Source organism: Bacillus sp. JJ1521 (assembly GCF_036965165.1).
GTDB lineage: Bacteria > Bacillota > Bacilli > Bacillales > Bacillaceae_L > Ferdinandcohnia.
In genome coordinates, this window is record NZ_JBALOX010000001.1 from 51,673 (window position 1) to 75,091 (window position 23,419).

General features: G+C 38.9%; 23 protein-coding genes. 15 read left to right on the forward strand and 8 right to left on the reverse strand.

Going from position 1 to position 23,419, the window contains the following annotated elements; genetic code table 11:
* Nucleotides 1–101: 101 nt before the first annotated feature.
* The gene (gene pta / locus V7147_RS00255; protein WP_335365915.1) at nt 102–1,073 is read left to right on the forward strand and encodes a phosphate acetyltransferase; all 972 of its coding nucleotides are present in this window, start codon (nt 102–104) and stop codon (nt 1,071–1,073) included.
* 186 nt (nt 1,074–1,259) lie between these two features.
* Here the strand turns inward: pta and V7147_RS00260 are convergent, their stop codons facing one another.
* A complete protein-coding gene (locus V7147_RS00260) occupies nt 1,260–1,688 on the reverse strand; it encodes a MarR family winged helix-turn-helix transcriptional regulator (protein ID WP_335365857.1) in 429 nt (142 codons plus the stop codon).
* Nucleotides 1,689–1,829: 141 nt separating this feature from the next.
* Here V7147_RS00260 and V7147_RS00265 point away from each other — a divergent pair, with 141 nt between their 5' ends.
* From V7147_RS00265 to V7147_RS00280, 4 genes are all read left to right on the forward strand, one after another.
* Nucleotides 1,830–2,369, forward strand: a complete 540-nt coding sequence (locus tag V7147_RS00265; RefSeq protein WP_335365858.1) for a CarD family transcriptional regulator — start codon at nt 1,830–1,832, stop codon at nt 2,367–2,369.
* 348 nt (nt 2,370–2,717) lie between these two features.
* Nucleotides 2,718–3,545, forward strand: coding sequence for a lipoate--protein ligase family protein (locus V7147_RS00270; protein ID WP_335365859.1), 828 nt, complete (start codon nt 2,718–2,720; stop codon nt 3,543–3,545).
* Between the two features lie 415 nt (nt 3,546–3,960).
* A complete protein-coding gene (locus V7147_RS00275; protein ID WP_335365860.1) occupies nt 3,961–4,980 on the forward strand; it encodes an ABC transporter permease subunit in 1,020 nt (339 codons plus the stop codon).
* A gap of 14 nt (nt 4,981–4,994) precedes the next feature.
* A complete protein-coding gene (locus tag V7147_RS00280; RefSeq protein ID WP_335365861.1) occupies nt 4,995–6,578 on the forward strand; it encodes an ABC transporter permease subunit in 1,584 nt (527 codons plus the stop codon).
* A gap of 51 nt (nt 6,579–6,629) precedes the next feature.
* On the opposite strand, the gene V7147_RS00285 is transcribed toward V7147_RS00280, so the two are convergent.
* On the reverse strand, nt 6,630–7,322 hold the full coding sequence (locus tag V7147_RS00285; RefSeq protein WP_335365862.1) for an RsfA family transcriptional regulator: 693 nt from the start codon (nt 7,320–7,322) through the stop codon (nt 6,630–6,632).
* A gap of 473 nt (nt 7,323–7,795) precedes the next feature.
* Here V7147_RS00285 and V7147_RS00290 point away from each other — a divergent pair, with 473 nt between their 5' ends.
* The 3 genes from V7147_RS00290 to V7147_RS00300 all read left to right on the forward strand — a co-directional run bounded on the left by V7147_RS00290 (nt 7,796) and on the right by V7147_RS00300 (nt 10,055).
* Nucleotides 7,796–8,023: a DUF1450 domain-containing protein gene (locus tag V7147_RS00290; RefSeq protein ID WP_335365863.1), complete on the forward strand. Its 228-nt coding sequence runs from the start codon at nt 7,796–7,798 to the stop codon at nt 8,021–8,023.
* Nucleotides 8,024–8,231: 208 nt separating this feature from the next.
* Nucleotides 8,232–9,533 (forward strand): HD domain-containing protein, encoded by a 1,302-nt coding sequence (locus V7147_RS00295; protein WP_335365864.1) that lies wholly within the window; start codon nt 8,232–8,234, stop codon nt 9,531–9,533.
* Nucleotides 9,534–9,548: 15 nt separating this feature from the next.
* Nucleotides 9,549–10,055 (forward strand): YwgA family protein, encoded by a 507-nt coding sequence (locus V7147_RS00300; protein ID WP_335365865.1) that lies wholly within the window; start codon nt 9,549–9,551, stop codon nt 10,053–10,055.
* 300 nt (nt 10,056–10,355) lie between these two features.
* Here V7147_RS00300 and V7147_RS00305 read toward each other — a convergent pair whose 3' ends face one another.
* Nucleotides 10,356–10,982, reverse strand: coding sequence for an Ltp family lipoprotein (locus V7147_RS00305; protein WP_335365866.1), 627 nt, complete (start codon nt 10,980–10,982; stop codon nt 10,356–10,358).
* 378 nt (nt 10,983–11,360) lie between these two features.
* Between V7147_RS00305 and V7147_RS00310 the strand changes: the two genes are divergently transcribed.
* Nucleotides 11,361–12,526 (forward strand): IS3 family transposase gene (locus tag V7147_RS00310; protein ID WP_335365867.1). Its coding sequence is split into 2 segments (ribosomal slippage): nt 11,361–11,643 and nt 11,643–12,526, totalling 1,167 coding nucleotides; the frame shifts between segments, so codons are not numbered across the junction.
* A gap of 181 nt (nt 12,527–12,707) precedes the next feature.
* Here the strand turns inward: V7147_RS00310 and V7147_RS00315 are convergent.
* Nucleotides 12,708–14,009 carry an NCS2 family permease gene (locus tag V7147_RS00315; RefSeq protein WP_335365868.1) on the reverse strand — a complete coding sequence of 434 codons (1,302 nt, stop codon included), beginning with the start codon at nt 14,007–14,009 and terminating at the stop codon, nt 12,708–12,710.
* A 201-nt stretch (nt 14,010–14,210) separates the two neighbouring features.
* Between V7147_RS00315 and V7147_RS00320 the strand changes: the two genes are divergently transcribed.
* Nucleotides 14,211–14,786, forward strand: a complete 576-nt coding sequence (locus tag V7147_RS00320) for a DUF4256 domain-containing protein (protein ID WP_335365869.1) — start codon at nt 14,211–14,213, stop codon at nt 14,784–14,786.
* 59 nt (nt 14,787–14,845) lie between these two features.
* On the opposite strand, the gene V7147_RS00325 is transcribed toward V7147_RS00320, so the two are convergent.
* Nucleotides 14,846–15,034 carry a 2-hydroxymuconate tautomerase gene (locus tag V7147_RS00325; protein WP_335365870.1) on the reverse strand — a complete coding sequence of 63 codons (189 nt, stop codon included), beginning with the start codon at nt 15,032–15,034 and terminating at the stop codon, nt 14,846–14,848.
* An 86-nt stretch (nt 15,035–15,120) separates the two neighbouring features.
* Here V7147_RS00325 and V7147_RS00330 point away from each other — a divergent pair, with 86 nt between their 5' ends.
* Nucleotides 15,121–15,801, forward strand: a complete 681-nt coding sequence (locus V7147_RS00330) for a site-2 protease family protein (RefSeq protein ID WP_335365871.1) — start codon at nt 15,121–15,123, stop codon at nt 15,799–15,801.
* Nucleotides 15,802–15,858: 57 nt separating this feature from the next.
* Nucleotides 15,859–16,371: a YwhD family protein gene (locus tag V7147_RS00335; protein WP_335365872.1), complete on the forward strand. Its 513-nt coding sequence runs from the start codon at nt 15,859–15,861 to the stop codon at nt 16,369–16,371.
* A 155-nt stretch (nt 16,372–16,526) separates the two neighbouring features.
* Here V7147_RS00335 and V7147_RS00340 read toward each other — a convergent pair whose 3' ends face one another.
* On the reverse strand, nt 16,527–18,596 hold the full coding sequence (locus V7147_RS00340) for a transglycosylase domain-containing protein (RefSeq protein ID WP_335365873.1): 2,070 nt from the start codon (nt 18,594–18,596) through the stop codon (nt 16,527–16,529).
* Nucleotides 18,597–18,887: 291 nt separating this feature from the next.
* On the opposite strand from V7147_RS00340, the gene speE reads away from it, so the two are divergent.
* A complete protein-coding gene (gene speE, locus V7147_RS00345; protein ID WP_335365874.1) occupies nt 18,888–19,715 on the forward strand; it encodes a spermidine synthase in 828 nt (275 codons plus the stop codon).
* 13 nt (nt 19,716–19,728) lie between these two features.
* Nucleotides 19,729–20,598 carry an agmatinase gene (speB, locus tag V7147_RS00350; protein WP_335365875.1) on the forward strand — a complete coding sequence of 290 codons (870 nt, stop codon included), beginning with the start codon at nt 19,729–19,731 and terminating at the stop codon, nt 20,596–20,598.
* Nucleotides 20,599–20,640: 42 nt separating this feature from the next.
* On the opposite strand, the gene modB is transcribed toward speB, so the two are convergent.
* Both modB and modA read right to left on the reverse strand, forming a co-directional pair.
* On the reverse strand, nt 20,641–21,297 hold the full coding sequence (gene modB / locus V7147_RS00355) for a molybdate ABC transporter permease subunit (protein ID WP_335365876.1): 657 nt from the start codon (nt 21,295–21,297) through the stop codon (nt 20,641–20,643).
* Nucleotides 21,294–22,109: a molybdate ABC transporter substrate-binding protein gene (modA, locus tag V7147_RS00360; protein WP_335365877.1), complete on the reverse strand. Its 816-nt coding sequence runs from the start codon at nt 22,107–22,109 to the stop codon at nt 21,294–21,296. The genes modB and modA overlap by 4 nt, the downstream gene beginning before the upstream one ends.
* 112 nt (nt 22,110–22,221) lie before the next feature.
* Between modA and V7147_RS00365 the strand changes: the two genes are divergently transcribed.
* The gene (locus V7147_RS00365) at nt 22,222–23,154 is read left to right on the forward strand and encodes a helix-turn-helix transcriptional regulator (protein WP_335365878.1); all 933 of its coding nucleotides are present in this window, start codon (nt 22,222–22,224) and stop codon (nt 23,152–23,154) included.
* Nucleotides 23,155–23,419 lie beyond the last annotated feature (265 nt).

Consider the following 23,419-nt stretch of genomic DNA (forward strand, 5'->3'; position numbering starts at 1 on the left):
AAAAATCGGGCGGCAAATACGCCAAGGCGTATTTAATTGGGCTAAGAAAAGCCTATCTTACATATAACGCATTTCTATTGATATACAAGGAGGATGTAAAAGTGAGCGATTTATTTACTCAATTAAAAGAAAAGGTATCTGGAAAGGACATGAAAATTGTGTTTCCAGAAGGACTAGATGAACGAATTTTAACAGCAGTAAGCCGTTTGGCAAGCGAAAAGGTACTTGTGCCAGTTGTAATTGGTGATAAGTCTGCAGTTGAAAGCAAAGCGAAGGAAGTAGGCGTTTCACTCGATGGTGTGGAAATCTATGACGCGGAAACATACCCAGAGTTCGATCAGTTAGTAGCTTCATTTGTTGAAAGACGTAAAGGAAAAGCAACTGAGGAAGATGCGCGTAAGATCCTTAAGGATGAAAACTACTTTGGAACCATGCTTGTGTACACTGGTAAGGCACACGGTCTTGTAAGCGGTGCGGCACATTCCACTGCAGATACGGTTCGCCCTGCTCTTCAAATTATTAAAACAAAGCAAGGTGTAAAAAAGACTTCCGGTGTGTTTATCATGGTTCGCGAAGATGAGAAATATGTATTTGCAGACTGTGCAATCAATATTAATCCGGACAGCCAGGATTTAGCAGAAATCGCAATTGAGAGTGCGAATACTGCGGATATGTTCGATATTGAACCAAGAGTGGCAATGCTAAGCTTCTCAACAAAGGGATCTGCAAAGTCTCCTGAAACGGAAAAGGTAGTAGAAGCGGTTAAGATTGCAAAAGAAATGAATCCTGCCTTAGTATTGGACGGAGAATTCCAATTTGATGCAGCATTTGTACCATCTGTAGCAAAGAAAAAAGCACCTGATTCCATAATCAAGGGTGACGCTAATGTATTTGTTTTCCCAAGCCTAGAAGCGGGGAATATCGGCTATAAAATCGCACAGCGTCTCGGTAATTTTGAAGCGGTCGGTCCAATTTTACAGGGCTTAAATCAGCCGGTAAACGATCTTTCACGCGGATGTAATGCCGAAGATGTGTATAAGCTTGCCTTGATTACAGCAGCGCAAGCGTTATAGGAAATGAGAAATGGCCATGTCGTAGGACATGGCCATTTTTATATAAGGGCATATTTCCGGGCTATTGACAGTAAATCTAGGATAGTGACAGTAAATTTCAAATAGTGACAGTAAATCAGGGATAGTGACAGTAATTTTGAAATAATGACAGTTATAAGCCTTGGCGCACCCACCCGAACTACAAAATCAAATACCCCATTCCATTATTAATACGTTTTTAAGAAGCTTAACATGTTCTTCTCCAATTTTATCAGCAAGTTGCTGTTCAATCTTCATTTTAAGAGCCTCATTTTTCTCGTAGCATTCATCACCAAATGGCGTTAATTCAATCCGTTTTTCCTTTTTATTGTTTTCAACATCCATTACGTTGACAAGTCCTTTTGCTTTCAAATTTTTAATAAATTTGTGAGTAGCCTGCCTTGAGATGTCTACATTCTTTGATACATAGGCAATCGTTGGTTGATTTTTATAGATTCTCGACATGATGTACCATTCGGAGTTTGAAATTGCAATATCGCTAGTTTCATTCCACAATTTTTCCGCAAGAAAGCGAAGTTGGTTATGTCTTTCGCTTAAAGTGTCTAGTAAATCGAGATTTTCTAGTTTTTGGTCCATGATTTCACTTCCACATTTTTTAATCGCTATTACTATACATAAGGTATACACCAATGTCAACTCGGTTGACATTTAGAAATATTTGGGGTAAGATGAATATAGTCAACTAAGTTGACAATTCGCTGATAGGAGACTGGTAAGATGTTTAATATTGGGGATTTGGTTATTTATTCAACAATGGGGATTTGTCGAATAAATGACATATGTGAGAAAACATATGCTGGTATGACTCGGAATTATTATGTAATGAATCCGATTGAAGATGAAACTTTAATTATTCAGAATCCAGTGGACAATAATAAAATTATGATGAAAAAAATCATTGGTCGAAGCGAGGCTGAGGAAGTTTTAGAATCCTTCAAACTACCAGGAATTCAGTGGATTGATCACGGAAATGAGCGGAACAGAACCTATTCTGATATAGTTTCATCGGGCGATAGAAGGGGAATTTCAGATATTATTAATACGTTAATGTGCAAGAAGCACGAACTGGAATTGGAAGGCAAGAAAATTAGCGAACAGGACCGTAAACTTCTCCTTCATAATCAGAAAATATTGTTCAAAGAGTTAGCCATCACTTTGGACAAAACAGTTGATGAGGTATCTAAAAAGATAGATAGAATGATTAGTTATAAGATGAGTAAATCTTCACAACATGAAATAGCGAAATATATTAATTAAGTAAAAATGGGCTTTTAGGGCTCTTTTTTAATTTGTATGTTTTTAGAACATTCTCCGAAATATGTTATAATAAATTACTTTTAACTTTATTCAGCAAAGTCCACACTTCTATAAGTGGTAGGATGATGGTTATAAGAGTATTAATATTATGAGGGTTCTAACCTCGACTGAATAAAGTTAATGCCTCCGGCGGATGCCACAGATTTTTAAAGGAAATTTTTCGAGCAGTAAGATCGAAGACTAAAGACGTCACATCCTGTGGCAACGTCTTCATGACCCACATCGTGTGGGCCTAAAAATTCTGGCGCAAATTCGCAAGGCGCATTTGATTTAATAGGAGTATGCTGTATGACTGAAAGTCTTTTACACCAGCCGAAATGGCGGATTATTGATCAATCTAGTCTAGGCTATCAATTTGATGCATTACAATCGTTTGCGATAGATGATACACTTTGTGCGTTTGTAGGAAAAGGAGAGTCACCAGCTACTGCACGAGCATGGGTCCATCATCAGACCATTGTGCTTGGGATTCAGGATACAAAGTTGCCTTATCTTGTGGAAGGGATAGAGTTCCTTGAGACAATGGGCTATCGAGTGATTGTACGGAATTCAGGTGGACTAGCGGTGGTGCTTGATGAGGGAGTGCTAAACATATCGCTTATTTTCCCCGAAACGGAAAAAGGGATAGATATTAACCGCGGCTACGATACGATGCTTGAGCTGATTCGGAAAATGTTTGATACCTATGAAGTCGATATCGTGGCACGTGAGATTGTCGGGTCGTATTGTCCGGGCAGCTATGATTTAAGTATAGATGGGAAAAAGTTTGCAGGAATCTCCCAGCGCCGCCTTCGTAATGGGGTTGCTGTGCAAATTTATCTAGGCGTGACTGAAAGTGGTTCGGAACGTGCAGAAATCATACGACGATTTTACGAGGCTGGGTTACAGGGTGCGGAGACGAAATTCGTCTATCCAGATGTGAAGCCGGAAACAATGGCGTCCTTGGCAGAATTGATTGACCCAAACCTAACCGTGCAAACAGTCATGATGCTACTTCTTCAAACTCTAAAAAACGAAAGTGAACATATCTTCGCTTCGCAGCTTTCAGAGGAAGAAATGCCGTTATTCGAACAGAACTTTTTACGAGTGCTTGAGCGGAATAATAAAGTATTATAAGGATCCAGGGGACGGTTCTCCGGGTTCTTTTTTTTTGTTTAAAACAAGTTAGTGAGCGGGAATTGCGCTATAGTCGGCCTGAATTGCACGTTGATTTTGCTAATTGCGTGTTAGTTCTTCTGACATATGCCTCTGTTTTTGGATATAGGTGTCGAATCCTGGACTTATGCGTCTGTTTTCGAAGATATGCGTTAGCTCCCGGATTTATGCGTCTAGATCCGAATATTTGCGCCATATCCTAGTTATTTGCGTCCTAACCCGAATAGTGCCACATTAAGTTCCAGCAGTATTGAAACCAATCATTCATTCACTACGTCTAATATTATGGGTGTTTTCTGAAAATAACAATTATGGTAGGTTATAGGTATGTATTCCTATTTTTTTCAATCGGTAATCGGGTAAGGGGAGGATTTGGTTGCTTAACAGATTAAAAGTGTTTAGTGGGCGAGATGTGATTTCACTTCTCTATTTCGTGCTTGTTGTTCTTGGAATTGCTTATTTTTTAGGGAGTGGAGATGTTTCGAAGTTCTTCTCAACGATAAAAACGATGCTACCTGCTTCTGATAGCTTGGATACAATCAAGCAATTTATTAACAATGTTCAGACCGAGGGAAGTTTAGGAGCAACGAAAAATAAGGAACCGTATGAACAAATTGTCCTTGAATATTTTCCAAGAAGCCTATCGGTGATTGTAACAGCGTTTTTGCTAGCGATTACTTTAGGAATCGCAAAGGGAGTTTTTGATTATCGTAATCGGTATACTTACTTGAACTTTTTGGGAACAGGCGTAACCTCAATCCTCAATTCTTTACCGGATTTTTTTATGATTATCGTGCTGCAATGGATCATTTTGATTCACTTTAATTTTATCGACTTTTTTGGCCATGACCAGTGGTTTAACTTCATTTTACCGGGGATTCTTGTGTCCCTATACCCGATGATGTATTTTGCTAGAATCACCTTTACTGCCCTTGCAGGTGAGGATGGGGAGATGTATATCCAATATGCTCGTGCGAAGGGCTTAGCACAAAGGTTTGTTATACATAAGCATATTTTGAAAAAATGCTTTCGCTCCATCATACAGCATCTTGGCATTGTCATGACGTATGTCGTTTCGAATCTATTAATTGTTGAGTGGTTGATGGAGTATAAGGGTGCGGCTTGGAGGATGATGGTGTCAATCAAGCGGCTAGATTTAAAAAAACCAGAGAATCAACCATTTATGGATTTTCCGGAAATAGGCTTAATCGTGGAGATTTTGCTCTGCTTTGTCGTACTTCTATTAATCACCCAAATCGTGTCTGTGATTTGGCAGTACAAATATGAGGTCGAGAAACGTAATATTTGGACCCAAATTACAAAAGTTATTTTTCAATATGCATTTGTTTGGTTCTTTGTGATTTTTATACTTTCGTACTTAAAGCCTGGTTACTAGGGAGGGGGGAACTCATGAAAAATTGGTCGCTTTGGGCAGGTTTAGTTCTTTTCGGATTGATGTTATTTATTAGCTTTATTGGACCACAGCTTCCGTTTGTTGAGCATACTCCTCCCGAGCATAGAATGCGATTTTATGATGGTGGCGAAATAGGAAGAGCACCATTCCCACCTTCTAAAGAAGATCTGCTTGGGACAGACCGTGAAGCCAGAGACATTATGAGTTTGATTATCCTTGGTGCAAAGGACACGCTTAAAATTATCGTGTTAATCACATTGATTCGGTACATCATTGCGATTCCGATGGCCTTTTTAGCTTCCACGAAAAAAGGAATTGCTTATATGGTGTCAAATGGTTGGTACTCCTTATTTGGAGGTATCCCCACGATTTTTGCAGCGATATTACTATTGGAAATTATCCCAGTGGATGACCTTGAAAACGGTGTGTATTGGAAGGTCCTCTTAATTGCACTCATCGAAGTTGGGAGGGTTAGCTATATTCTTGCTCAAGAAATTTATGAGGTGTCACAAAAGGAGTTTGTGCAAGCAAGTGTGACAGTGGGGAGTACGCCGTTTCAATTATCGGTGATGCACTATCTGCCGTCTGTTTCCCAAAGTTTAGTAGTGAACTTTTTTAATGATTTAGCTCGGGTAACTTTGTTGTTAGGACAGCTCGCATTATTCCAATACTTTATTGAGCACGCGATAGATTATATTCCCGGTGGTGGGGCATTTCAAGATGAATCTGGATACAACTCAGTGACTGGATTGTTTGATTGGCCAGGGTTATTGTCAGCGGCTAGGTATGAGGTAATGAAGGCTGTGTGGATCCCGTTGTTTCCAGCGATTGCCCTTACCTTGCTTCTTCTAACATTCCAGTTATTGAGTGAAGGGTTTAGGAAGATGTTTGACAGGCAGATGTCGAGTGAGAAAAATAGGGTCGTATATCGAATAGTTGAACGAGCAGGCGAAGCGTTTGTTGCAAGTAAAATGCTGGGGCCTATAACACTTGTGGTGTTTGTAGTCGCGATTGGTGCAGCAGCTGGAATTGTTGCTATGGATAGTTCAACCAAAACTGATGCACAAGCTGAGGAAGAGGTAGTGGAAGAGGTAGAGGAAGTCAATGAAGATGATCCGTTTGGTGACGGGATGTATACTTATTACAATAAAAAACTTGAGGCAAAGACAATCTCGACTTCAGCAAAAGGTGGGTTTTATGATCAATTAAACTACCTTGAACTCCATATGGAGAAAAAATCAGATCGGGATTACGAGACCAACACTTTAGTTCTTAAATGTAGAACAATCGGAGCGGGGCGGTGTGAGCTTCCTATCTTTACATTTAAAGAACCTGTTGCCACAGTGGAGGAAGCATATCAGCTATTGGTGGATCATTTGCCAACGGATGCGGTGATCCAAAAGGAGTTTCAAGATAATGAAAGTGAATATGTCTTTAATATAACGAGCTCAATCTTAGAGCATAGCTATCATTTTGAGAATAAATATTTTGATATCCATAAGATTTCTGTTGTTTTACATATGACACCTGAAATGAAAGTTGAAAAAGCCTCATTGGAAGCAGGAAGTCACAGATATTAAAATAAACCCCTGAAATGTCGGGTAAAACGGACAGTCGGGGGTTTATCTAATTTATTCCGCCATTTTCTCCAAATTACCATTACGGTCCATTTTAAAAGATGTGGCTGGACGCTCTTCTTCTTCAAAAAGGACTAATTTTCGTGCACGATTCATGATTTTCATTAATGTTTCGTAGTCCTCTTGGATATTCACTGCGCTCTGCTCAAGGTGAGAAATCTTCTTTTGGAGTTCGTCATTTTTACGCAGTATCTCATTCTTTTCTTTTTTCAATCTCTCATTCTCGGATTTCAGTGCTTCAATTCCGAAACTTGTATTGCCCATGGATTGAAGGTAGGAAATCACTGAATCAATCGTCATTGACGTTCTGTCTGTAAAGTACTGTGGCGTCTTAACTTCCTGACGAACACTGATAGATTCAGATGGAAATAGCGGCAACTCGTCCGCAAATTCTTCGAGATTTGGAGTTGGTGGTGTATACAATAGTTGCTTTTTCACCGGTTGGTTCTTACCAAGTGCACGTTGTCGTTGTTTACGGTGCTTTTTCGCAAGCTGTAGGTCTTTTTCATAGCTATGGCGCACAACCGCGTTCCAGCGGAATCCACATGCAGCTGAAGTACGGTTTAATTTGTCACCAACCTCTTCAAATGCGTTTAATTGTGTACTACCTTCTCTTACGTGTTTTAGGACTGTTTCAGCTAATAAAAGATCATTTTCCTCTGTCCAAGCGTCTTGTCTTTCTTTCATATTCATTCATCTCCCAATATATGTTTGTATTTGCGTTAGGTTATTACATATATTGGTCAATAGAATCAAAATTTATACTATGGACATAAAAGGATAATAGATTAATTTTATTCAGTATGGGGCTGAATAAAATTAAAGCCTCCGGCGGATGCCGCAGATTTTCAAAGGTAATTTTTCGCGCTTAAGATCAAAGACAAAGTGTGCCACATCCTGTAGCAACGTCTTTGTGACCCACTTCGTGTGGGCCTAAAAAATCTGGGCGCAAATACGCCTTGGCATATTTGATTCTAAAAATATTTCAAAATCGCAAACTTGTACTTGTGGAGATTTTTTGAAACTTATTGGGTTCCCTTGCAATGGCATAGTGGACGGGGTAAAATACCCTGTAGTGATTTTTACTCAGATGAATCGGTACATACCGAAAAAATATACAAAAACGACCCAGACTATTTCATGAAGGGATTGTACACAAAATGGCAAATGAATTTCGCATCTGTGATGATTGCCAGGCAACCAATATTAATACTTTAATACCACGCCTTAAGGAAGTTGATGGTGAAGCAACAATTGACATTCGCTGTCAATCATACTGTGGTCCTGGCAGAAAAAAATCATTCGCATTTGTTAACAATCGTCCTGTATCAGCACCAACAGAAGACGAATTAATTGAAAAAGTTAAGAAGAAGCTGAAAATGGACTAAATATCGCCCTTTCTCTCCAAGGAGAAAAGGTCTTTTTTATTTTTAAGCAATGATTTCCAAGTCCTTCCTCGAAAATCTCATTTATGTCGAAAAATTTTCCAACCATTGATACGGCTTGGCTAAAGCCGATTTATGGAGAATTTTAGGTTTTTTTGTCTAAGATAAATATATATAATAATAGCATGCCAGTATGGAAGAGGTTGAATACATGACAAATTCCAATGGGAAATTAAGTGAAGAAAAGGTTTTTAAAGACCCTGTACATAGCTATGTGCATGTTCAGGATCAAGTGATTTGGGAGCTCGTTGCAACATCGGAATTTCAAAGACTACGACGAATTCGTCAATTAGGAACAACCTATTTTACCTTTCATGGGGCGGAGCATAGTCGTTTCAACCATTCATTAGGTGTATATGAAATTGTCCGAAGAATTATCGATGATGTGTTTCGGGAACGACCATTATTAAATGAAGAGGAACGCCTCCTATGCCTATGTGCGGCACTTCTACATGATCTTGGCCACGGACCATTTTCACATTCATTTGAAAAAGTATTCCATTATGATCATGAGGAATTTACACAGGCAATCATTGTCGGAGATACTGAGGTAAATCGAGTCCTTAAGCAAGTTGGGGATGATTTTCCGAAAAAAGTGGCCGAAGTGATTGCGAAAACATACAAAAATAAATTAGTTGTCAGTCTCATCTCGAGTCAAATTGATGCTGACCGTATGGATTATTTATTGCGTGATGCTTATTATACGGGTGTTAGCTATGGAAACTTTGACATGGAACGGATTTTACGTGTCATAAGACCACAGGAAGATCAGGTTGTCTTTAAAAGCAGTGGGATGCATGCGGTTGAAGATTACATCATGAGTAGATACCAAATGTATTGGCAAATCTATTTCCATCCAGTTACACGGAGTGCAGAGGTTATTTTAACGAAAATCCTCCATCGCGCAAAACAACTGTACAAGGAAAACTACGAATTCCAAACGACCCCTGTCCATTTTATATCCATTTTTGAAGATAGGCTGACATTAGATGATTATGTGAGGCTAGATGAAGGAGTTTTTTCTTACTATTTTCAAGTTTGGCAGGACGAAAATGATGCGATATTAAGTGACCTATGCCGTCGTTTTCTTAATCGCAATCTGTTTAAATATGTGGAGTTTGACCCAGGTTCACAAATGTTGAAGATGATGGAATTAAAGTCGCTTTTTGAGGAAGCGGGGATTGACCCTACTTATTATTTAGTGGTCGATTCATCATCTGATTTACCGTATGATTTTTATCGACCGGGTGAGGAAGAGGAACGACTTCCAATTAACCTATTGATGCCAAATGGCGAGATTCGCGAATTATCGAGACAGTCCGAAATTGTAGACGCCATTTCCGGTAAAAGGCGAACGGATCATAAGCTTTATTTTCCACAAGATCTGATTGAAAAACTACCAGATGATCGTAAAGTGAAACAGAAAATAAAAGAAGTACTAGGTATTGCGTGAGGAGATGAAGGGGTTTTGTTAACAGAACATGCAAAAGTAATGAAGGCATTCGCTGCTGCAGGGGAAATTACAGGTCGAAAAAAACTTCAAAAAATGATTTATATCGCGAAAAAGATCGATTATCCATTTTACGAAAAGTACAACTTCCATTTTTACGGACCATACTCAGAGGAGTTAACTTTACGTGTGGAGGAGCTTTGCAACCTAGGGTTTTTAGATGAGGTCAAAGAGAAAAAGGGTGGCTATTATCAGTATCGTTACTCATTAACTGAAAAAGGTGAGCAGTTTTTAGGTCACTATCAGTTAGACATGCCTCCACTAGATGACTGCATGCAAGCTTTAAATGATCAAAGTGCGCGCTTTTTAGAGCTTGTCTCCACTGTTTTATACTTTGAAGGACTAGAAAAAGCCGAGGTCAAAGAAAAAGTATTTACATTAAAAGCAAAGCAACGTTATACAGAAGAAGAGGTAGAAGAGGCTTATCAATATATAGATTCTCTTCGAAATCAAGCTACACATTAAAAAGAAACTCGGCAACTTTGAACAAACGGTTCAAAGTAGAAAATACAAATAATAGGATTTATAGAGGTGGAATTAGCATACTAATTCCACCTCTTTTTTTCGTTGTTATAACAACATTTGTAGCTAAAAATGTAACTTTTAATCTTGTTAATCCATCCGATGTATACGAGATAAAAAGAACACTAAAAAGCAGAGGAAATGTTCCATTGCTTTAATATTAGTTGCATCAGCTTTAAATCGAAGGGCGAACTTCTCAGAATCGTTATATCGCTTTTTAAAAAATTCCTTTTCCTTTAATTTTTAAAGCCCTATTTGGTCAGCTGCATATGTCGAATCCTCCTGGCTGTGCCCTTCATACATTAATTGTTCAATTAAACCTTGCCTTGACATTGGCATTGTATCATTGTAATTTTTTGCATGTCTCACCGCTTGTTCTCTCCAATCTACTTTAATATTATCAACTGCGAATGTAGCATCCTCTTTGGAATATCCTTCATATTCCAATTGTTCAATAAGACCTGTCTTTGAGAATGGCATTGTTGAAATATAGTTTTCAGCATGACGAATAGCGTTTTTTTGTGAAACTGTTAATTGAGGTTCTTCTTTCACTTCTTCTTTAGGTTGTTCCGGTTCAACCTTTACTGGTTCTTTTTCAGCTTCAGGAACTACTTCCTTTTCCTTTGGTTCTTCTTGCTCAACTTCGTCTTTTACTTCTGTTTCTGTTATTGGGGATTCTGCTTGTTCAGTTTCAGTTGGCTCACCGCTAAATGATAAGGCAGCGATTAACAATACAAAAAATACACCTGTTATAATAAAGTTCTTCTTGGTTTTCTTAGACTTCCTTACTGCCCCAACAATACCTAAGATAAGAAATACAATCATTCCTACAAGACTAATTAAGCCGATAAACATAGCCAATTCAATCATCTCCATTTCCTCTATATCATCTGAAACGATTTCTTCAATTTTATTATTGTCTTCTATACCTAATCCATTCGTTACTCCTACTTTTCCTTGGGGAACAATGAAATGGATTTAGATATTTCATCTGTAATATTTGAGTATTTTTCCAGTGCTTCGGGTAGTTTCTCTATGGATGCCTTCAATACTTCAAAGACCAGCATGTTTATAATAGAGGTATTTGACGGATTTGCAAATTTCTGGAGAATTAAGTGGAGATATATTAATTGTTTCCAAACAAAAAACGCTTAGAAATTTCTGGAGAGACCTAATTAAATGAGACAAAGGAAAAAACACCCCTCAAGTCGTATTTATAAATATGACCATGCAGGAGGTGTTTTTCTTATGGGGAGAACTAAGAATTTTTACTCATATGAGACAAAAATGAAAGCAATTGAAATGAAAATGTCAGGACAATACTCCAATCGTGAAATTATGGAGGAATTGGGTATTGTAAATGACTCTCAGATAAGGATATGGATGATGTGGTACAGAAAAGGGGAAATGTATCGTTTTTCACAACCAATCGGCAAACAATATAGCTTTGGAAAAGGTCCTGAGGAATTGTCCGAAATCGAGCAGCTAAGAAGGCAGAACCAGCATTTACAGATTCAGCTAGAAATTTTAAAAAAGTACAAGGAGATCGAAAGGAGCTGGTACCAGAGGTTGTTTTAGAACTTGTAGAGGAATTAAAAAGTAAATATACCATTTCTACCATTTGTGATTTTATAGGCGTACCACGTTCCACCTATTACCGCTGGAAAAAACATGGAACTCGTAAAATTAGTGAATTAGATTTTCAAATCATAGAGATTTGTAATAACCATAAGTTTCGAATTGGGTATCGAACTGTAAAAGTCTGGCTTAAAAGAGATTATAATGTGAAAGTTAACCGAAATACAGTACAAAAAATTATGCAGAAATATAATCTCCAATGTAGAGTAAAACCAAAGAGAAAAGTAAAGTTTGCAGGTGAAAGCAATATAGTTGTTCCTAATCGTTTGGAACGTGATTTTAAAGCATCTAAGCCAAATGAAAAATGGGTGACAGATATTACTTATCTTCCATTCGGACAATCTATGATGTACCTTTCGAGTATCATGGACCTTTACAACAATGAGATAATTGCTTACCGAATTAGTTTGAACCAGGATGTAACCCTTGTATTAGATACGTTAAGAGACGCTGTTAAAAAACAGAACGTAGAAGGAGTAATACTACATAGTGATCAAGGGGCACAGTATACATCCTATGCATTTCAGAATTTAGCCAAAGAAAAAGGCATTATCACAAGCATGTCTCGGAAAGGCAACTGCTTGGATAACGCCGTCATTGAATCCTTCCATTCCACATTAAAGTCGGAAGAATTCTACTCTCAGCCACGAGAGTACCTTACAAATCCTATTGTAGTGGAAAAGGTAGAGAATTTCATCTATTATTACAATCAAATCCGACTTCAGGCAAAATTAAACTACCTGTCCCCAATTGAATTTAGGGAACAGGTAGCTTAGGTGTTTTTTCTGATGTCTCAAATCACTAGGTCAGTTCATTTCTAAACGTTTTTTGATTGCTAATTACTATAGTATTTCATCCTCTAAAGTAGATGTTAAAAAGTATGTTCTTTACTATGATATTTATTAATTTCTCCCTATCAACAGAACCCGTTAGCTTTGAACTACCAAGTTTTTTGTATCAATGAGGTAAATACGCAAGTTGGTAGAAGAACAATACTGCAAAAATATACAAGAGCGGATGAACTTCTCTCCATTTTCCTCTAACAACCTTCATGAGCGGGTATGAAATAAAGCCTAATGCAATCCCAGTTGCGATGCTTGATGTAAGTGGCATGCTGAGAATGATTAAAAATGCAGGGAAGGCCTCATCAATCTCATTCCACCTAATGTCCTTAATGCTTCCCATCATCAAGGATCCTACAATGATTAAGGTAGGTGCTGTAATAGCGGCAATACCAGAAACAGCACTCACTAAAGGTCCGAAAAAGGCAGCTAGTACAAAGAGGACTGCAACGGTAACCGAAGTTAAACCAGTCCTACCACCTGCAGCCACCCCTGTTGACGATTCAATGTAAGCACTAGTGGGGCTTGTTCCAAACATCGCTCCAACCGTTGTACCCACTGAGTCGGCAAGTAGGGCTTGTCTAGCACGCGGCATGACATTTCCCTTCATAAGCCCCGCCTGTTCTGCAACTCCAATCATCGTTCCCGTAGTATCGAAAATGGTAACGAGTAAAAAGGAGAAAACAACAGCGTATAGACCGTACTGAATCACATCGACTATTGCAGCAAATGGATTTGCGATAATTAAGCCTTCAGGAAGTGACGGCGCATTTACGAATCCTTCTTTAAACTCAAGCTGTCCAGTAAAATATGCAATAATGGCAGTGATGATCATTCCAAAAAATAAGGCACCATTTACGTTGCGTGACATGAGAATAAGGGTGATAGCTAACCCTACGAGCGCTAAAATGACAGGTGGTGAGTGTAAATCACCTAGAGTCACTAGATTTGTTGGGTGTGCGGTAATTATTCCGGTTAGTCTTAGGCCGATAAATGCAATAAATAAACCAATTCCTGCAGTGATTCCGTGTTTCAGGTTTGGTGGAATTGCCTCAATTAATTTTTCACGAAATGGTGTTAACGATAGGATTACAAAAATGATACCAGCTACAAATACAGCAGCAAATGCTGTATGGTAGGTAATGTTTTCGTTTGCACCAACAACCGAGTACGCGAAAAAGGCATTTAACCCCATCCCAGGAGCAATCGCAATTGGATAATTCGCAAACAGCGCCATCCATAGTGTTCCAACAACAGTTGCGATAATCGTTGCTAAAAATACCTGCTCAAACGGAACACCCGCATCTGATAAAATTACGGGGTTTACGACAACAACATACACCATTGTTAAAAAGGTCGTAATCCCTGCAAGAACTTCCTTTTTTACACTGGTATTAAGCTCTGATAATTTAAACATCGTTTATGTACCTCCAAAAGACGAACAATTTAAAAATCCTTTTCTATAATATTCGTTTCCGTTATAGACTTCAAGTTTTATATAAAATTGTTTTAGGATAGTTTTCCCTAAAAGGTGTTTTGGTGGGGTGGAAAATCATGGGTTGTTGGTTAAAATATAAACAGAGCGTTAATATTTTTTAAATAGCGGGGGGAAACATACGTGACAAAAGAAAATAGCATTAAAAATGAGCTATCACATGAACAACGTGAAATATTATTCAAAACACTGAAGGCGCGTTTTGATAAGAATATGCACCGCCATAAAAGACTTGATTGGGCAAAGGTTCAAGCAAAGCTAGAGGCTAATCCTAAAAAACTGTGGTCACTTAATGAAATGGAAAGAACCGGTGGGGAACCAGATGTTGTAGGTCATGATCAAAGTAATGACGAATTCATTTTCTATGATTGTTCAGCAGAAAGTCCTAAAGGTCGTAGAAGTTTATGTTATGACCGTGAAGCTTTGGAGTCGAGGAAGAAGCATAAGCCAGAAAATAGCGCAATTGATTTGGCAAATGAAATGGGTATTGAGATGTTAACGGAAGAACAATATCGAGAATTGCAGGAACTCGATAATTTTGATTTGAAAACATCAAGTTGGGTGCAAACACTAGCTAACATTCGAAAACTCGGTGGAGCGATCTTTTGTGATCGTCGCTATGATACTATCTTTGTGTACCATAATGGGGCCGATTCCTACTATGCTGCTAGGGGTTTTCGTGGCACGCTAAGGGTCTAAATGTAATGGATAAACATGAGGATTGTCCATTATTGGAACAATCCTCATCCTGATAATCTCTATTCTACATCGCTCAAACGTTTGCCGGCCACTGCGTAATGATTTTTCGTCATTTCCTCAATAAACACAACAATTTTCTCCTCTGAAGCTCCAGTTGTTTCAGATACAGCAGCTGTTACTTTTTCAACGAGCGCCTTTTTTTGTTCTTCAGTGCGTCCCTCTAGCATTTTGACTGTTACGTATGGCAAATTGATCTCTCCAATCTATGATTTATAAAGCATTACGAATATTGTATACTGAAAATAATAACTTTTCTAGAATAAGGAGAAATTTGGTGGAACAATTAAGTGGTTTTTTACGTTATGACTTAAACTTGATTCCGTATGTTGTCATCTCACTTTTGGTTGCATTTACGGTTCATGAATTTGCACATGCTTATGTCGCCTATAAGTTTGGCGATGATACGGCGAAGCGGCAGGGGAGATTAACGCTAAATCCAATTTCCCACTTGGATCCGTTTGGTACGATTCTTATTTTTCTTGCGGGGTTTGGCTGGGCTCGTCCTGTACCGGTGAATCGATTTCATTTTAAAAGGCCACGGCTTGCTGGAATCCTTGTTTCAGTTGCAGGTCCGTTAAGTAACCTGATCGCTGCAGCACTAGCATTGCTCATTTATATCATATTTATTCGAGTAGGCGTGTTTGCGGCAATACCAGAGTCGGTAGGAGAAGGTTTTGAAACATTCTTTAATCTATTTGTCCAATTAAACATTGTGCTTTTCATTTTTAACTTACTGCCGTTCCCGCCACTTGATGGGTATCGCATCATAGAAGACCTTGTGCCACAGCGAATTCGACCAAGGTTAACACAATATGAGGGCTTAGGAATTGTACTATTTTTAGTATTGGTGATTACACCACTTGGGGACCGATTTTTATACCCGTTACTTCACGGTGGAGTCAACGCCATCTCAGGTATATTGGTCGCGATTTTCAGGCCAATCCTTCAATTATAAAATTAGACATTCATATGATAAACTAGTAAGTAATGAGTAAAAGGGAAAGGTGGATGTATGGTGGATCAAAATAAGAAAAAAGTTGCCTTTAATATCATTAAAAATGATCCAACAGATGGTCACAAAGGATATGGGATTGGGGCGCTGAGCCTTGAAAATATTTCACCTGTATTCGTTGATATAGACGATGAAGATGTTTTCGTTGATGTTGGTGCAATGCATGCAAGAAGCGTCGTCGAAAAAGGTATTAAATTTCTACCAAATAAAGAGGATGTTCCTAACGGAAAACCATATTGGCTTGTTTGGGTAACGATTGATCGCAAGGAAGTGGGCCCATATTATGCGGGTGTAACAGCTTGTTACATGACAGTTGATCGGTCGATTCGCCGCGGCTATAAATCATTACCTGAGCATGTGAACAAAATGGATAAATCTTTAAAACGCCATATCATGGTTGATTTTATGGATGACAAATCAAAGAAGCTGTTGTCGAACTTCTTAATCAATCACAATAAAGAAATTTGGGATAACTCTACTGACGAGCTAAAAGAGGGGCTAAAAGTAGAATAAAGGTTCTCTAATTGTGACATTTTAGTGAACAAACGTACTAAAGCTTGAGCTTTTTTAATAAAATAAAGTACACTAAATTTACAATGTACACACATTGAGGCTAGGACATAGAAACCCCCAGGACTTACACAGTCTGGGGGTTTCGCTTTATCGTGTTAAAACCAATCAAACATCCGTTTAAAGAAGCCTTTCTTCTCTTTTTCTTCGTTATTCTTTGGATTTTCCTTCTTCGCATCTTCTGCATTTTTCGAGCAATATTCCGTTGGCTCAGTTCCTTTTTTATAAAAAGTAAGTCTGGAAACAGGGCAATCCTTTGTTGGGAGCAACCCTGTCTCGGGATTTACATACACCCCGACAACACCTTCTGTAGGTTTAAATGGTTTTGGCGCAATATCCTGATGTGCTTCCTCCATGAACCCGGCCCAAATATTTTTAGCATATTGTTTTTCTGCCACAATTGTCATTTCTTCGTTCTGGTCATATCCCGTCCAAATTCCGGCTACAATCTGCGGTGAGTATCCAATCATCCAGCTATCCGTGTCAGTTGATCCTGATTTCCCGGCGTAAAATCGTGTCAGCTTATCGCTAATCGTTCTCCCTGTTACAGATGTATAATCATTTAATTTTTCATCAAACATTCCTGTCATTAGCTGTGTTGTTACAAACGCGAGATCCTCATCAAGCACCTTTTTAGGTTTTGGGGTATTTTCATAAATGACCTCACCTTTGTAATTTTCAACCCTGGTGATAAAAATCGGTTTATGAAGGTTCCCGCCATTGTCAATTGTTGCGTATGCATTGACCATTTCAAGTACACTAACACCAGACGTTCCTAGTGCAAGTGAAGGGACATCCTTCAGTTTGCTTGTAACTCCAAGTTTTTTCGCAGTGTCAACAAGTTCACCGTCACCAAGGAAAAGATGCGTTTTTACGGCGTACACATTATCAGATAAGGCAATAGCCTGTGCTAATGTAATTGAGTCGTTGGCATAGTAATTTTTATAATTCCGTGGTGTATAGGTTGAGCGATTTTTATCATACGAAAATGTTGTGAGCTCGCTTCGAATTTGTGTTGACGGTGTGTAGCCTTTTTCAAGTGCTGCGTAGTATAAAAATGGTTTAAAGGTTGAACCAGGCTGACGTTTCGCCTGAGTCGCCCGGTTAAATGGGCTCTCCCCGAAATCTCTCCCGCCAATCAACGCCCGAATCTCACCATTTTTCGGATCCATTGCAACAAATCCGAGCTGAATCTTCGAATCTTCCTTAATGATGTTTACGGTTTTTTCCTCAGCGATTTTTTGAAGCTTTGGGTCGAGTGTAGTGTAGACACGTAAGCCGCCCGTTTCAATTGATTTTTGGTCAAGCTTCAATTTTGAGTGGAGCTCCTTTTTTACAACATCCTGAAAATATGGAGCAATATCCTCGCGTGCAACGAATTTATTACCCGTCAAGCTAAGTTTTTCTGCTCGAGCTTGTTCAGCTGTCTTTTTTGAAATGACACCATTCTCAACCATTGAACGAAGAACGACATGTTGTCGCTGTTTTGCTTTTTCCTCATTTACTAATGGAGAGTAATGGGTCGGACCCTTTGGGATTCCGGCAAGCATTGATGCTTCCGCTAGTGACAACTCGCTTGCTCTTTTTCCGAAATAGTAATTTGCAGCAGCTTCAATTCCGTAGACACCATGTCCGTAATAAATCGTATTTAAATAGCCCTCTAAAATCTCTTTCTTGGTATAGCTTTGCTCAAGCCGAATTGTATAAAGGGCTTCGGTTAGTTTTCGATTCCATGTTTTTTCATGCTCTAAAAACAGGTTTCTCGAATATTGTTGGGTAATAGTACTCGCCCCTTGGACCTTTGCCATCGCTTTAATGTCCGCAATGATGGCACCGCCAATCCGTTTGTAGTCAAAACCATGATGGTCAAAAAAGTTTCGGTCCTCAATCGACACTGTCGCGTCAACAACAGCCTCGGACATATCATCAAGTGATACCCAATAGCGGGTCTCACCCTGGTGGCGTTCTTCCCCGATTAAAGTTCCATCCTCGGCATAAAATAAGGTCGACAACGGAACCGCTAGAGGAGGTGCCCCCTGGGTTTTTGCATAGGAAAGCACGCCTAAAATCCCGACTGCCATCAGGGTACAGCCGATTAAGCCAATAAAAAGACATGCGCGTAAAATCTTAAGGGCGATTTTTATCCGATCATTTGTGATAAGCTCCACCAGGGTTCACCTCTCTCTTTTTCTATTTTTCTCGGGCATATATCAATCAGTATGAAAAAAATTCCACTATTTTAAACATTAATTTGAAAAATTTTCTTGCATTTTCTCTGGATTCATCTATACTTTTTTGAGTTGAGAGAAATCCGGAAGCTAGCTTTACATACGCCAAGGCAAATCCATCAACTTTTGCCCTTAAGTAAAACCGGGCAAAAACATCAATTTTTTTGAAGGAATAGGGAACGATAAAGGGATAGAATCCCTGAATTTTTCAATCGAAAGGATGTTATGAACATGGAATTATGGTTTACGGAGAAACAAACAAAAAGCTTTGGTATCACAGCAAAAATTAAACAAACCTTACATACAGAACAAACAGAGTTTCAAAAGCTTGATATGATTGAAACTGAGGAATTCGGCAACATGCTCGTTCTTGATGGCATGGTTATGACCACACAAGTGGACGAGTTCGTTTACCACGAGATGGTAGCGCATGTGCCTTTATTTACGCACCCAAATCCTGAAAACGTACTAGTTGTTGGTGGTGGTGATGGCGGGGTAATCCGTGAAGTGTTAAAGCACCCAAACGTTAAAAAAGCAACTTTAGTAGATATTGACGGAAAAGTAATTGAGTATTCAAAGAAATACCTACCTGAAATTGCAGGCAAGCTTGAGGACCCACGTGTAGACGTGAAGGTAGACGATGGCTTCATGCATATTGCAAAAAGTGAAAATGAATACGATGTAATCTTGGTTGACTCTACTGAGCCTGTGGGTCCAGCAGTAAATCTGTTCACAAAAGGCTTTTATGCAGGAATTTCAAAGGCATTAAAAGAAGACGGTGTATTTGTTGCACAAACGGATAATCCTTGGTTCACACCAGACTTAATTAGAAACGTACAACGTGATGTGAAGGAAATTTTCCCAATCACACGTCTTTATCTTGCGAATATCCCAACATACCCAAGTGGTCTATGGACATTCACTATTGGTTCGAAAAAATATGATCCACTAGAAGTAAGCGATGACCGCTTCCATGAGATCGAGACAAAATATTATACAAAAGAAATCCACAAAGCAGCATTCGTACTACCGAAATTCGTTGCTGATTTAACGAAATAATGGGGGATTTTCGATGAGATTTGATGAAGCTTATTCAGGAAATGTATTTATCAAAAGCCATCCGAATTTTGAAGAGAGCGAAGCCGTCATTTATGGCATGCCAATGGACTGGACAGTAAGCTACCGTCCAGGCTCTCGATTTGGCCCTAGCCGAATTCGCGAAGTTTCAATAGGGCTGGAGGAATACAGCCCATATCTTGATAAAGAATTGGACGAAGTAAAGTACTATGATGCAGGTGATATTCCGTTGCCATTTGGAAACCCGCAGCGAAGCCTTGATATGATAGAGGATTTCGTTGATCAGGTGTTAGCGGCAGGAAAATATCCACTTGGCATGGGTGGTGAGCATCTCGTATCATGGCCGGTGATGAAGGCTGTATATAAAAAGTATCCAGATCTTGCAATTATCCATATGGATGCTCATACCGATTTACGTGAAAATTACGAGGGGGAGGCACTTTCACACTCCACTCCAATTCGTAAAATTGCAGAGTTAATTGGACCAGAGAATGTATTTTCATTTGGGATTCGTTCTGGAATGAAAGAAGAATTCCAATGGGCGAAGGAAAGCGGCATGCACATTTCAAAGTTTGAAGTGCTTGAGCCGTTGAAAAAGGTGCTGCCGAAACTAGCAGGCCGCCCTGTATATGTAACGATTGATATTGATGTATTAGATCCTGCACACGCACCAGGAACAGGTACAGTCGATGCTGGTGGAATTACATCAAAAGAGCTATTAGGTGCAATACATGAGATTGCTAAATCAGATATTCGGGTGGTTGGATCGGACTTGGTGGAGGTTGCACCAATTTATGACCCATCGGAACAAACTGCGAATACAGCTAGTAAGTTGATTCGTGAAATGATATTAGGATGGATATAGAAATAAGACAAATGCCATGGATTCTATCCATGGCATTTTGTCTTAGGATTTTATAAAATGTACAAGAAACAGCATAATGAACGAAATCCCAATCATACACGCGACCCACGACCATGCAAGTTGCATATTTCCTGTATCAATCGCCAAATAAATGGCCACCGAGGTTGTTTGGGTTTTTCCGGGGATATTACCGGCAAACATGAGAGTGGCTCCAAATTCACCTAAGCCCCTTGCAAAGCTCAAGATACCACCTGAAATAATCGATTTCATAGCAAGTGGAGTGGATACGAACAGAAATAGTTTCCACTTCCCAGCACCGTCTACACGTGCCGCATTCTCAATATCCACATCAATACTTTCAAAACCGACTTTCGCCGAATTGTACATAAGTGGAAAGGAAACGATGATGGAGGCAATTGCCGCAGCCCACCATGTAAACATGATTGGTTGACCAAAGAACCACTCAATTCCTTGACCAATTACACTGTTTCTTCCGAAAATAATAATGAGTAGAAATCCCACAACAGTAGGGGGTAAAACCAAAGGTAATAGAAAAATAGTCTCTATAATTGCCTTTCCCTTGAATTTTGTGTGAGCCATTCCTCTAGCTAGAAGGATTCCAGTTATTAATACAATAATACTTGATACTGTAGCTATTTCGAGTGAAAGCTTGATCGGTGACCAAAAATCAGATGTCATTTTGCTTCATTCAGTCCTTTGAATCCATATTCCTCAAATGTCTTAATGGATGTTTCAGTTTGAAGATATTCATAGAATTTTAGCGCTTCTTCCCGATGTTTACTATCTTTAATAACACCAACAGGGTAAATAATCGGTGAATGGGTATCGGCGTCCGCTGTTGCGATGATTTTCACCTTATTAGAAGAAACAGCATCTGTTTTATAGACAATTCCTGCATCTACATTATTTGTTTCCACGTATGTAAGCACCTGGCGAACATCTTTCGCATAGACAATTTTATCCTCAATCTTAGTCCAGATATTCATTTTTTCCAAGGCTTCTTTCCCATATTGTCCAGCTGGTACAGACTCTGGCGTACCGATCGAAATTTTAGATGCGTTTGAAAGATCTTCAAATGATGTAACTCCATTTTTATTATCCTTTGGAACGATTAGTACAATTTCATTCCCTAATAATTGTACCCTATCTTCCTTGTCAATGAGACCTTCATCAATTAATGTATCGAACTTATCCATGGCAGCGGAGAAAAAGAGATCAGCCGGAGCACCGTGTGAAATTTGTTGTTGAAGGGAACCAGAGCCTCCAAAGTTAAAGACTAGTTTAATATTTGGATATTCTTCCTTAAACTCTTTTTGTAAATCAACGATAGCATCTTGTAAACTTGCTGCTGCAGAGATGGTGAGCTCAACCTCTTCTGGAGTCTCAACTAGGCTTTGGTTATTTTCTTGCTCCTTGGTATCATTAGTTGAGCATGCTGCAATAACAAAGAACAAGATTAACAGCAGTAAGAATTGAATTGTTTTTTTCATTTTACCATTCTCCTAGTTATAACTAATTATAACTAGATATAACTAGGAAGGAAATAAGTAGTATTACAATATTGTGGATTGTTGGGATAAAATGAGAGGAGGAGGGATAAACATGCCAAATGAGCTTTCCTATACAATAGAAGAAGTAGCACAGTTATTAAAGGTATCCAAATTAACCGTATATGACCTTGTTAAGAAAGGGGAACTTCCTGTTTTTCGAGTGGGAAGGCAGATGCGGTTGGATGCAAAGGATTTGCATCAATATATCAATCAACAAAAGACAATGAAAACTTCGGCTTCCCCAGCTCTTCCATCAGAACAACAAAGACCAGAAACAATAACTTCAAAGAGCATTTTGATAAGTGGACAGGACATGGTATTAGATATCCTTGGGAAGTACATTGAGCAGCATTCAACATATAAGACACTTCGCTCTTATTCAGGTAGTCTGAACAGTCTCATCTCCATGTATAACGGAGAGTGTGATATTGTGAGTTTACATATGTTTGATGGAGATACAGGAGAGTATAATCTTCCCTATACAAAAAAGATATTAGTAAGTTACCCGTATGTAATGATCAATCTGCTTTCAAGAAAAGCGGGTTTTTATGTGCAAAGGGGAAATCCACAAGGTCTTTCTAATTGGACAGATTTGAGTAAGGAAAAGATAAAAATTGTGAATCGTGAAAAAGGATCTGGCGCTCGAATTTTGCTGGATGAACAGCTGAGGATCAATCAAATAACAGCAACAAGCATACATGGATATGAACGAGAGGAGACTAGTCACTTAAGCGTGGCTTCTGCTGTTTCCACTGGAACTGCTGATGTTGGTGTTGGGATTGAAAAAGCAGCAAAAATAGTAGGAATTGATTTTATTCCCTTAATAACAGAACGATACGACCTTGTGATGCTAAAAACACCACGAAATGAAGAACTCATCCGTACTGTAAAATCCATTTTAGCTTCCGAGTCGTTTCAAACTGAAATAAACTCACTAGGAGATTATGATATTTCGAAAACAGGTAAGGTTCTTTTTGAAAGTTAATATATTGATGAAAATGTTCTTAAGGAGGCCTCACAAAGACAATTTGAGTGAAATCGAACGTCGAAGTGTCTCCGATGAAGCCTCTCGGAGACATTTTGAATAGCGGTTGTAGGTTTTTTGTCTTCGAAACATGCTCTCAGGGACATTACTGGCAACCCCAACAAAGAATTTGTCTTTGAGCTAGGCACTCAGAGACATTTCCATCAATCCCGACCCAGCTTTTAGCCCTGAGACCATAGTCCCTCGCGAAATTAATTTCTACAAC

Coding starts and splice junctions, on each gene's coding strand:
- V7147_RS00260 (WP_335365857.1), bottom strand. CDS start 1,688: ATGGACCAAAAACTAGAAAATCTCGATTTACTAGACACTTTAAGCGAA.
- V7147_RS00305 (WP_335365866.1), bottom strand. CDS start 10,982: ATGATTGAATTGGCTATGTTTATCGGCTTAATTAGTCTTGTAGGAATG.
- V7147_RS00365 (WP_335365878.1), top strand. CDS start 22,222: ATGCCAAATGAGCTTTCCTATACAATAGAAGAAGTAGCACAGTTATTA.
- V7147_RS00285 (WP_335365862.1), bottom strand. CDS start 7,322: ATGAAAGAAAGACAAGACGCTTGGACAGAGGAAAATGATCTTTTATTA.
- speE (WP_335365874.1), top strand. CDS start 18,888: ATGGAATTATGGTTTACGGAGAAACAAACAAAAAGCTTTGGTATCACA.
- V7147_RS00335 (WP_335365872.1), top strand. CDS start 15,859: ATGGTGGATCAAAATAAGAAAAAAGTTGCCTTTAATATCATTAAAAAT.
- modB (WP_335365876.1), bottom strand. CDS start 21,297: ATGACATCTGATTTTTGGTCACCGATCAAGCTTTCACTCGAAATAGCT.
- V7147_RS00270 (WP_335365859.1), top strand. CDS start 2,718: ATGACTGAAAGTCTTTTACACCAGCCGAAATGGCGGATTATTGATCAA.
- V7147_RS00280 (WP_335365861.1), top strand. CDS start 4,995: ATGAAAAATTGGTCGCTTTGGGCAGGTTTAGTTCTTTTCGGATTGATG.
- V7147_RS00290 (WP_335365863.1), top strand. CDS start 7,796: ATGGCAAATGAATTTCGCATCTGTGATGATTGCCAGGCAACCAATATT.
- speB (WP_335365875.1), top strand. CDS start 19,729: ATGAGATTTGATGAAGCTTATTCAGGAAATGTATTTATCAAAAGCCAT.
- V7147_RS00265 (WP_335365858.1), top strand. CDS start 1,830: ATGTTTAATATTGGGGATTTGGTTATTTATTCAACAATGGGGATTTGT.
- V7147_RS00315 (WP_335365868.1), bottom strand. CDS start 14,009: ATGTTTAAATTATCAGAGCTTAATACCAGTGTAAAAAAGGAAGTTCTT.
- V7147_RS00295 (WP_335365864.1), top strand. CDS start 8,232: ATGACAAATTCCAATGGGAAATTAAGTGAAGAAAAGGTTTTTAAAGAC.
- modA (WP_335365877.1), bottom strand. CDS start 22,109: ATGAAAAAAACAATTCAATTCTTACTGCTGTTAATCTTGTTCTTTGTT.